The organism is Streptomyces sp. HSW2009 (genome assembly GCF_040240285.1).
GTDB lineage: Bacteria > Actinomycetota > Actinomycetes > Streptomycetales > Streptomycetaceae > Streptomyces.
Genome location: NZ_JBEHZD010000289.1, coordinates 1 through 9,781, shown reverse-complemented (window position 1 = coordinate 9,781; position 9,781 = coordinate 1). Strand labels below are relative to the sequence as shown.

Below are 9,781 nucleotides of genomic sequence, written 5' to 3'. Positions count from 1 at the left end.
GGGGGGGGGGGGGGGGGGGGCGCGGGGGGGGGGGGGGGGGGGGCGGGGGGGGGGGGGGGGGGGGGGGGCCCCCCCCCCCCCCGCCTCGTCCGCAGGCTCCCCCTCGTGTCCGGCCCCATCCCGCCGGTCCCTCACCATCGCATTCCCCCCAGGAACTGAGCCGCTGCCACGGCCGCTGACGTCACCGGCCGGCGCCCCCGCGCCGCCCCCCCGGCCGGGGCGAAGCCCCGCACACCGCGGCCGACCCGTCCGCGCGCCGCCCGGGCGCCCCGGAGGGTCGCACACGGCCGCGCACCAGGCCCGGCACGCGCACCGCGACCCCCGGGAACCACGGCCCGACGGCGGTACGACCCTACGGGCCACCGGCCGGCAGCGACACCACTTCGGTCACGCCAACTCCACACACTTCACCCGGACTTGATGGTTCCGATCTCGCCCGGAAAGCGCCGGCACACCTCAAGGCGTCGGCTCGTCCCGGCGTGCGGAGTGGTCCAGGGCCGTGCGGCACTCGGCGATGAAGCGCTGCCGGGCCCGGTCGAGTTCGTCCGGCGAGCCCTCGCGGCGCACCAGGCCGACCACTTCGCGCGCGGCGTCCACCACCGCGTCCGGCCCCTCAAGCCGCACGGCCCCGAACGCCCGCTGGAGCGCCGCCCGTTCCCCCGCTTCCCGCTCCCCCGTACGCCGCACCAATGCGCTGGTTTCGGCTGCTTCGAGGAACCGTACGTAGGTCTGTCGGCGCAGGTCGAGCAGTCGTACCGCCCGCTGGTCGAGCAGCGTCATGCGGACCGTGTCGAGCAGCGCATCGGCCTGCCGGTCCCCCGCGTGCCGCGCCGCCTCCGCCTGCCGCGCCCCCGCGCTGCGCGTGAACCACCCCGTGGCCAGGCTGCCCGCCAGCGCCGAACCCGCCGCGATCAGTGCGATGCTCCATTCGCTCATGGAAGACATCTTGACCGACGCCACAACCCCGCGGAGTTCCCCGACAATTGCCCCGCATTGCCCGGCCCATTGTCCCGGCGTACGACCGGCCGTAATCAACCGCTATTTCCCCCTGCCGGGTACGATCTGACACCGCACCCCAGCACCGTGAATTCCGCCCGAAGATTTGCTTTTCCGCCCCCACGAAAAGAGCCCGCACTAGAATGCCGGAGACTGAAAATGACGGGCGACGGGCGACGGGCGACGGGCGACGGGCGACGGGCGACGGGCGACGGGCGACGGGCGACGGGCGACGGGCGAGGCCCAGGTGTTGTTCGTGGCGCGGTCGGCGACGGCCCTGCACCGACTCCTTGACGTCCTCCCGGTCTTCGCCGGCGACAGCCGCATCGACCGGCTCTTCACCCTCATGCCGGGTTCGGACTTCGGCATCGACGCCCTCGCCGCCGTCGACCAGGCCGGCGCCCACACCCTCCCCTGGGACGAGGCACTCGGCCGCGCCTTCGACCTGATCGTGGCCGCCAGCCCCAAGGGCGAACTCCGGCTCCTGCACGGCGCCCGGGTCCTGCTCCCGCACGGCGCCGGCTTCGGCAAGACGGTGCGCGACGAGGGCTCGGCGGACTCCGCGTCCGGACTCGACCCCGCGTACCTCCTCGCCGGTGACCGCGCCCTGGTCACCCTGCACGCGCTCGCCCACCCCGACCAGGTCGCCCAACTCGCCGCGCGCAGCCCGCGGGCCGCCGCCCGGGCCAAGGTCGTCGGCGATCCGACGCTGGAGCGCGTCCTCGCCTCCCGCTCGCACCGCGACCGCTACCGCGCCGCACTCGGCACCGGCACCCGCACCCTCATCGTCCTCGCCTCCACCTGGGGCCGGGAATCACTCCTCCACCGGCGCCCCACCCTGCCGGCCGTGCTCGCCGCCGGACTCCCCTACGACGCGTACCAACTCGCCCTGATCGTCCACCCCAACGAGCACAGCAAACAGGGCCACTTGAACCTCACCGAGCGCTTCGCCCCCGCGCTCGCCACCGGTGCCGTCCTGGCCAGGCCGTACGAGGAGTGGGCCGCACTGCTCGTCGCCGCCGACGCGATCGTCACCGACCACGGCTCGACGGCCCTGTACGGCGCGGCGCTCGACCGGCCGGTGATCGCCGCGTACGACGGTGGCGACGAGCTCATCCCGGACAGCCCGATCGCCCACCTGCTCGCCCGCAGCCCCCGCCTCGCGCCGCTGCCCGAGCCGGACGGCAGCACCGACGAGGTCGCCCGCGCCGTCGCGGCGGCGCGCGCCGGACACCGGCCGGGCACGGCCCGCGCGGTGGCCGCCGCCGCCTTCGCCGAACAGGGCAGGTCCCTGGAACGGCTGCGGGAGGAGCTCTACGAGGTGCTGCGGCTCGCGCCCCGGGCCGCCCCCGCCACCGCCCGCGTGCTGCCCGAACCCCGGCCGCCCGCCCGCCCCCCCGCCGCGTTCGCCGTCCGCGCCCACATCGAAGGCCAGCAGGTACGCATCGAGCGCTACCCGGCCGACGGCAACCAGCACGGCCACTTCCTCGCGGCCGAGCACGACCTGGCGTCCGAACCGCAGAACCAGAGCGCCGCCCTGCTCTACCGGCGCCACACCCCGGCCGCCCCGGCGAGCACGATCAACCCGGCCAGCCCGGCCAGCCCCGCCGGCGCGTCCGCCCCCACCAGCACGAACGCGCCCGCCGGCGGCGTACGACCAGCCGCCGTCGCGCACGGCGTGGCCTGGACCGCGGCCGGCTGGACCGAGCACGCGCTCGCCGACTACCCGTGGGCACGCACCGCGGCCGTCGTGCTCTCCGCCAGCCGGTGCGTGGTGCGCACCGACACCGGACACCTGCTGGCGGTGCGCCTCTCGCCGCGCCGCACCGGCGGGCGCGTCGCCGTCGCCGACCCGGCCGCCGCGCTGTGCGCCGTCCACGCCTGGCTCGCCGCCGGCCACCCCACGCCCGCCACCCTCGCGTGCGTCATCGGGGGCCACACCTTCATCGCCCAACTCCAGCCGGCCACCCCCGACGAGGCGGCCCAGACCTTCTGAGACCCGCGGCGACCGGCTCCGACCTGCTGGCACCCCTGGCCGTCCGGCGCGGCCCGCTGTCCTTACACCACGGCTGCCCTTACACCACGACTGTCCTTACACCACGACTGTCCTTACACCACGACTGTCCTCACGCCACGACCCCGTTGCGCTGCCGGATCGTTCGGGCCGCCGTGCGGTGCTCCGCCGCGCCGGCCGCGTCCCCCGCGGCCTCGGCCAGTTCGGCGAGCGCGTCCAGGGCCCGTACCTCGTCCTGCTCGGCGCCGCGCTCGCGGGCGCTGGCCAGCGCCGCCGCGTACAGCTCAGCGGCCTGCGCCGGCCGGCCGAGCGCCTGCTGCACCCGGCCGAGCGCGAAGCTGGTCCGCCCGACCATCCGCAGCCGCCGGCGCCCCGGCTCCTGGAAGCCGGCCAGGGCCAGCGTCAGCAGCTCGGCCGCCTCGGCCAGTTCGCCCAGCTCCGCCTTGGCCTCGCCGAGCCGGTAGCTCTGGAGCAGCACGCCGTACGCGTTCTCGATCGCCTCGTGCACCGCGCGGGACGCCGCGAAGTCCTCGGCGGCGCCCGCCCAGTCGCCGGACGCCGAGCGCAACATGCCGCGGAACTCGGCCACCGACGCGCCCAACTTGCGCTCCTTCTCCGTCCCGCCCAGCAGCCCGAGCGCCCGCTGCGCGTGGTCGAGCTCCCGCCCGGCCGCCGCGAAGTCGCGCTGCTCCCACAGCGGGCGGGCGAGTTGGCAGCGCATCCGGATCGCGGCCGGCAGGTGCTCGGCGCGCAGTGCGGACTCCAGGCCGGTCCGGAAGGCCGGCACCACGTCCGCGTAGTGCCGGTGGTCCAGGAAGTGCGTCCACAGCGGTTCGCACAGCGTCCACGCCTCGGTGTCGAGACCGTGCCGGTGGGCGAGGGCGACCGCCGCGTACAGCGCGTGCCGTTCCGTCTCAAGCCAGCGCGCCGCGGCCCCCGCGTCGGCGAACGGCACATCGGGCGCGTCCGGCTCGGCGGGCACCGGATCGGCCCAGGTCATCCTGGCCCCGGCGGTGAGCGCGTCGGCGCGCTGGGCCTGTCGCGCGTACCACCGCACGATGCGCGCCACGGCCGCCGCGCGCACCCCCTCCTCGCCGTCCTCGTCCGCCCGCCGACGGGCGTGCCCGCGCAGCAACCCGGGCAGCCGCAGGCCGCCGCTGCCGTCGGCGGCCAGCCCCCGTACGTCGAGCAGCCCGGCGTTCTCCAACTCGTCCAGCGCGTCATCGGCCGCCCCCGGCCCCGCGCCGAGCAGCGCGGTCGCCGCGGCCGGCGTGAAGGTCGGCCCCGGCACGTCGGCCAGCAGCCGGTAGAGCCGGGAACCGTCCTGGCTCAGCCCGCGATAGGCCGCGTCCCATACCGCTTCGACCACGGGTAAACCCTTCTGGTGCAGTTCGACGGTGAGTTCGGTGAGCAGCCGGGCCAGCGGGCGTCTGCGGTGCCGTCGAATCCACGGCCCGGCCACCCGCAGCGCGGCCGGCAGCCCGGAGCACAGCCGTACGACGCCGAGCGCGGCCGCGGGCGCGGCGTCCAGCCGTGCGTCGTCGTGCACCAGGCGGCGCAGCAGCTCGAACCCGTACGGATCGGGCAGCGGCGGCAGCGGCAGTTCGACGGCCGACTCGCCCGGCAGGTCGTACAGCGGCCCGTGGCTGGCGACGATCGCCACGCTCCGCCCGGACGCCGGCAGCAGCGGCAGCACCTCGGCCGCGTACCGCGCGTTGTCGACGATGACGACCAGCCGCTTGTCCTGGGTGCGCTCCCAGTACTGCCGGTGCCTGGCCTTGAGGCCGGGGGCCAGCCAGTCGCTGCCGACCCCGAGGCCGCGCAGCAGCTCGCCGAGCGCGTCCACGGTGTCGACGCCCCCGTCGTGCCGCAGGTCGTCCAGGTCGAGGTAGCGCACGCCGTCCGGGCAGTCGGCCCGCAGCCGGCGCGCGAGCCGGAAGGCGAGCTCCGTCTTGCCGGCCCCGCCGAGACCGCTGAGCGCGATGCACACCGGCCGGTCCTGGCCGGTGCCCTGCGCGACGGCGAGCAGCGCGGACGCCTGCTCCGCGTCACGGTCGACGAAGTACGCCACCTCGGGCGGAAGCTGAAATGCCATGGGCCGACTCCGAAATCCCGCGTCCGTCTCCGCTGCTTGTGGTGCTGTGCTGGTGCTGCTCGGGCCCGTTTGTGGTGCCTGTGGTGCTTCTCGTGTCTGCCGTGCTTGTCGTACTCGCAGCGCTTGTCGTGCTCACACTGCCGGTGTTGTCTTTGCTGTCTGCCGTGCCGTCCCGCCGCCGCGACCGCGGGGCCGTCTGGAGTTCCCGTACGGGCCGACGGGCGGTGCGGCGCCCGGCCCGCAGCCGCCTCCTCACCCTAGGGCGACCGGCCGGATACGGCGCGCGAACCGCGAAATCCCCGACACGCCGTCACCCACGGCCACCGCCCGGGGGCCCGGGCGCCGGCCGCGTCCCGTCGCAGCGGGCTTTCGATCGGATTTCGAGGGGTTTTCGCCGGAGATTTCTCGACCTCCACGACGCTGAAGAGCTCATGAACGATCGCACTAGTCACTCGAACAGCGCATGCCTGTGGATAGACTCACGCGGGCCCACAGCGACGCAGGGGAGGCGGACGGCATGGCACAAGCGAGAAAAATCGCCACCTACATACTCGTCGTCTTCGTGCTGTACACGATCATCAACTCCCCGGCCCGGGCCGCTGAGCTGGTGCAGGTAGGGTTCGAGGGCATTTCGGATGCGGCCAAGGGCATCGGCGAGTTCATGACCGAGCTGGTCAACTGACCGACCACCGGCAGGGCTGCCCACACCCACCGCCGCGCACCTGAGCCATCCGCACGAAGGGCAGCCACCGTGATCCGTCATCTGGTCCTTTTCAAGCTGAACGAGGGTGTGACGCGCGATGAGGAGCGCGTCATCGCCGGCGCCAAGGCGTTCGCGGAGCTGGAAGGGGTCGTTCCCGAGTTGACGTTCTGGGAGTGCGCCTGGAACATCACCGAGCGCCCCATCGCGTACGACTTCGCCATCAACTCGGCCGTCGCCGACCGGGACGCACTCACCCGCTATCTCGAACACCCGGCCCACCAGGCCGTCGCCGCCCAGTGGCGGGAATTCGCCACCTGGGTGATCGCCGACTACGAGTTCTGAGGCCGGAACCGCCGCGGCCGTCCACAGCCGCCCCCCGTCATCCACAGCCCCCTGCCGTACGGCGGGGGGCTGTCGACCGTACGGGCGCGGCCAACCGAAGGAGAGCACGCCCCAACTCACCCATCAACACGGCGCTATACGGTGCTTGCACACAGTGGACATGTCTTGTGATGCTATGACCGCTTTTGCCGGATGTTTGGGATGGGACTACGTGAAGGGTGGCGTGACCGTGACGGCCCGTACTGCACCCAAAGCCCCGCCCCAGGGCGGCACCAGCGAACGAGCGGAACGGACGGAACCCGCGGAGCGCACGGACCGGACCGAACGCACCGAGCACGCGGACCGGACGGGCCGCACCGCCCGACCACCCACCGACCCGCCGACCGCCCCGCCGACCGACTCGCCGAGCGCCCCGCCCACCGACCCGCCGGCAAACCCACCGGCCACCCCGCACCCCACGCCCTCCCCCGAGGCGACCACCCCGCAGCCACCCTCGACAGCGCCGCCCAGGACGCCGCCGGCCCCCGCCCAGGCACCGGACGGGGCGCCGGGCAGAGCGCCGGACGCGCAGTCAGACGCGACATCGGCCGGGCCCCCGGACACGACGCCGGACGCGAAGACGGACGCGACGCCGGGCGCGAGGACGTTCGGGGCGGCAGACGGAGCAGCAAACGGGACGTCACCCGAGACGGCGGGCGCCGCGCCGGGCGGCCCGGCCGACGGGGTCAGCGCCCGGGAGCGGCGCAGTGCGGATGCGCGGGCGCTCACCCAGGTGCTGTTCGCCGAGTTGTCCGGGCTCACGGCCGGGACGCCGGAGCACACCCGGGTACGGACCGCGCTGATCGAGGCCAACCTGCCGCTGGTGCGGTACGCGGCGGCCCGCTTCCGCAGCCGCAACGAGCCGATGGAAGACGTCGTCCAGGTCGGCACCATCGGGCTCATCAACGCCATCGACCGCTTCGACCCGCACCGCGGGGTGCAGTTCCCGACCTTCGCGATGCCCACCGTGGTCGGCGAGATCAAACGTTACTTCCGGGACAACGTACGCACCGTGCACGTGCCCCGGCGGCTGCACGAGCTGTGGGTGCAAGTCAGCGGGGCGACCGAGGACCTGACGGTGTTGCACGGCCGCTCGCCCACCACCGCGGAGATCGCCCAGCACCTGGGCATCGGCGAGGACGAGGTGCTGGCCTGCATCGAGGCCGGCCGCTCGTACCACGCCACCTCACTCGAAGCCGCCCAGGAGGGCGACGGACTGCCCGGCCTGCTGGACCGCCTCGGCTACGAGGACCCGGCCCTGGCCGGGGTCGAACACCGCGACCTCGTACGGCACCTGCTGGTCCAACTCCCCGAGCGCGAACAGCGCATCCTGCTGCTGCGCTACTACAGCAATCTGACCCAGTCCCAGATCAGCGCGGAGCTCGGCGTCTCCCAGATGCACGTCTCACGGCTGCTGTCGCGCAGCTTTGCTCGACTGCGCTCCGCAAATCGAATCGAGTCGTAACTCCGCAAGGGGACCCCACGAACGGCCCGCAGGCAGTAATGTCGACATGGCGCTACAGCGTGTTGCCGACATGTGACATTCTGCTGGAGCGGTGTTTGACGCGGCCGTACTTCCGGTATTCAGGGGGAGGTTGCGTTCCTACATCACGAGCGCTACCGCGACCGTCCGCGACCTCAAAGGGGGTGGCATGTCCGTAGATCTGGGCAGCTCGAAGGTGCTCACCACTGACGCAGCACGCGTGCTGGACGACGGCGAGGCCATCGACACCCGCACCCTTTCCCGCTCCCTGTTCCTGCGGCTCGCCGCACTCGACCAGGACAGCTCGGAGCGTACGTACGTACGTGACACGCTGATCGAGCTGAACCTCCCCCTGGTCCGGTACGCGGCGGCGCGCTTCCGCAGCCGCAACGAGCCGATGGAAGACATCGTGCAGGTCGGGACCATCGGCCTGATCAAGGCGATCGATCGGTTCGACTGTGAACGCGGGGTCGAGTTCCCCACGTTCGCGATGCCCACCGTGGTCGGCGAGATCAAGCGGTTCTTCCGCGACACCAGTTGGTCGGTGCGGGTGCCGCGCCGGCTCCAGGAGCTGCGGCTCGCCCTGACCAAGGCCAGCGACGAGCTCTCGCAGAAGCTCGACCGCTCCCCCACCGTTCCGGAACTCGCCACGTGCCTGGGCGTTTCGGAGGAGGACGTGGTGGACGGCCTCGCCGTCGGCAACGCGTACACGGCGAGCTCGCTCGACTCCCCCTCGCCCGAGGACGACGGCTCCGACGGCTCGCTCGCCGACCGCCTGGGGTACGAGGACACCGCGCTCGAAGGCGTCGAGTACCGCGAGTCGCTGAAGCCGCTGCTCGCCCAACTGCCGCCGCGCGAGCGTCAGATCATCATGCTTCGCTTCTTCGGCAATATGACGCAATCGCAAATCGGTGAAGAGGTCGGCATCTCCCAGATGCATGTCTCGCGGCTGCTGACGCGCACCCTCGCGCAGCTCCGCGAGGGCCTGATCGCCGACTGAGCCGCCCCCACGGCACCACCGACACCACCCCGCGCCCCCGCCCTTCCCCCTGGCCCCGCCGCACGCGCTCCACGCTGCCGCGCCAGGACAGACCGGGCGGGGGCCGCGGCACGCACGGGACTCCCCGCCCCTTTCACGCGGCGCCCCTCTCCCCGTGACGCGGCACTCCTCTTTCCCCTTGCGCGGCGCTCCTCTTTCTCTCGCGCCCCGCTCTTCTCCGCGCCGACGATGACCGGGAGGTCGTCGAGCCGGGCCGCGGCCAGCCCCCGCCGCCGCTGCCCCACTGCGAGCGCCAGCGCCACCACCAGCGCCCCCACCTCCACCCCTCGCCGGCCAGCCGAATAACTCGCCGCGGAAACGATCCGGCGGCCCGTCGAGGCGCTCGGCGGGTGGGCCGGGCGCGACGGGCCGCCTGGTTGGGCTCGGGCGGGTGGTCGGGGGCGGGTCAGGCCAGGGCGAGCCAGGCGACCGCGGCGACGACCGCCACCGCGACGATCACACCGATGATCAAGCCGATGCGCGGACCGCCGGAAGAGGTGGTCGCAGCGGGCTGGCGCGGCTGCGACTGTGCCCCCTCATCGACAAAGGCGCGGAACATCTGGGTGCTGCCAGCCGGGTCGTAGTTGCCCTCGGGGCCAGGGTTGTTCGCCATGGGCCCCGACCCTAGCGAACCTGTGGAATCGCGCACACCCCCGGGCTTGCCGCGCCCTTGACGTGCGCTTTCCGGACTTGACCGGAGGCCGGGCGAGCCTTTGTCGGGTGTTTACTCCGCAGCCCTCGATTTCATTTGCCTGTAGCAACTAACTTCTTCTATGGTTGCCCTAAGCAACTTGATCAACGGGCCCCTTGAGACCCGCCCCCGGCCGCCCGATGCCGGCCCCACCGGCCGGCGGCGACACCGGGCCGGCGGGCCACAGGGGCCCGGCACCGCGTACGGGCCCCGTACCGCGGATCAGCGGATCAACCGACCAAGACCGACCCCCGCGGCCCCCGCCCCGGCCCGGCCCGGCCGCGGGGGGGGGCCCCGGCCCCCCCCCCCCGCGCGGGGGGCGCCCCCCCCCCCCCCGGCCCGGCCGCCCCCCCGCCCCCCCCCCCCCCCGCCCCCCCCC

8 protein-coding genes are annotated in these 9,781 nt (G+C 73.7%); 5 read left to right on the top strand and 3 right to left on the bottom strand.

Translation table 11 applies throughout. The annotated features are described in order from the left end of the window. Positions 1-456: 456 nt before the first annotated feature. A complete protein-coding gene (locus AAHZ94_RS20710) occupies positions 457-936 on the bottom strand; it encodes a hypothetical protein (RefSeq protein WP_349994475.1) in 480 nt (159 codons plus the stop codon). Positions 937-1,243: 307 nt separating this feature from the next. On the opposite strand from AAHZ94_RS20710, the gene AAHZ94_RS20705 reads away from it, so the two are divergent. Continuing rightward, complete coding sequence (locus AAHZ94_RS20705; protein WP_502964727.1) at positions 1,244-2,992, top strand: translation initiation factor 2; 1,749 nt, start codon at positions 1,244-1,246, stop codon at positions 2,990-2,992. A 130-nt stretch (positions 2,993-3,122) separates the two neighbouring features. Here the strand turns inward: AAHZ94_RS20705 and AAHZ94_RS20700 are convergent, their stop codons facing one another. Continuing rightward, the gene (locus AAHZ94_RS20700) at positions 3,123-5,105 is read right to left on the bottom strand and encodes a hypothetical protein (RefSeq protein WP_349994473.1); all 1,983 of its coding nucleotides are present in this window, start codon (positions 5,103-5,105) and stop codon (positions 3,123-3,125) included. 517 nt (positions 5,106-5,622) lie between these two features. On the opposite strand from AAHZ94_RS20700, the gene AAHZ94_RS20695 reads away from it, so the two are divergent. The 4 genes from AAHZ94_RS20695 to AAHZ94_RS20680 all read left to right on the top strand — a co-directional run bounded on the left by AAHZ94_RS20695 (position 5,623) and on the right by AAHZ94_RS20680 (position 8,672). Then, entirely contained in the window at positions 5,623-5,787 is a 165-nt protein-coding gene (locus tag AAHZ94_RS20695) for a hypothetical protein (protein ID WP_349994472.1), read from the top strand. 69 nt (positions 5,788-5,856) lie between these two features. Next, positions 5,857-6,150 carry a Dabb family protein gene (locus tag AAHZ94_RS20690; RefSeq protein WP_349994471.1) on the top strand — a complete coding sequence of 98 codons (294 nt, stop codon included), beginning with the start codon at positions 5,857-5,859 and terminating at the stop codon, positions 6,148-6,150. 229 nt (positions 6,151-6,379) lie between these two features. Then, complete coding sequence (locus tag AAHZ94_RS20685; protein ID WP_349994470.1) at positions 6,380-7,654, top strand: RNA polymerase sigma factor SigF; 1,275 nt, start codon at positions 6,380-6,382, stop codon at positions 7,652-7,654. A gap of 187 nt (positions 7,655-7,841) precedes the next feature. Continuing rightward, positions 7,842-8,672: an RNA polymerase sigma factor SigF gene (locus tag AAHZ94_RS20680; protein WP_349994469.1), complete on the top strand. Its 831-nt coding sequence runs from the start codon at positions 7,842-7,844 to the stop codon at positions 8,670-8,672. A gap of 445 nt (positions 8,673-9,117) precedes the next feature. On the opposite strand, the gene AAHZ94_RS20675 is transcribed toward AAHZ94_RS20680, so the two are convergent. Next, positions 9,118-9,324, bottom strand: coding sequence for a hypothetical protein (locus AAHZ94_RS20675; RefSeq protein ID WP_349994468.1), 207 nt, complete (start codon positions 9,322-9,324; stop codon positions 9,118-9,120). Positions 9,325-9,781 lie beyond the last annotated feature (457 nt).

Excerpts from the sequence above, each read along its gene's own strand:
- AAHZ94_RS20710 (WP_349994475.1), bottom strand. The coding sequence starts at position 936 with ATGAGCGAATGGAGCATCGCACTGATCGCGGCGGGTTCGGCGCTGGCG.
- AAHZ94_RS20700 (WP_349994473.1), bottom strand. The coding sequence starts at position 5,105 with ATGGCATTTCAGCTTCCGCCCGAGGTGGCGTACTTCGTCGACCGTGAC.
- AAHZ94_RS20695 (WP_349994472.1), top strand. The coding sequence starts at position 5,623 with ATGGCACAAGCGAGAAAAATCGCCACCTACATACTCGTCGTCTTCGTG.
- AAHZ94_RS20680 (WP_349994469.1), top strand. The coding sequence starts at position 7,842 with ATGTCCGTAGATCTGGGCAGCTCGAAGGTGCTCACCACTGACGCAGCA.
- AAHZ94_RS20675 (WP_349994468.1), bottom strand. The coding sequence starts at position 9,324 with ATGGCGAACAACCCTGGCCCCGAGGGCAACTACGACCCGGCTGGCAGC.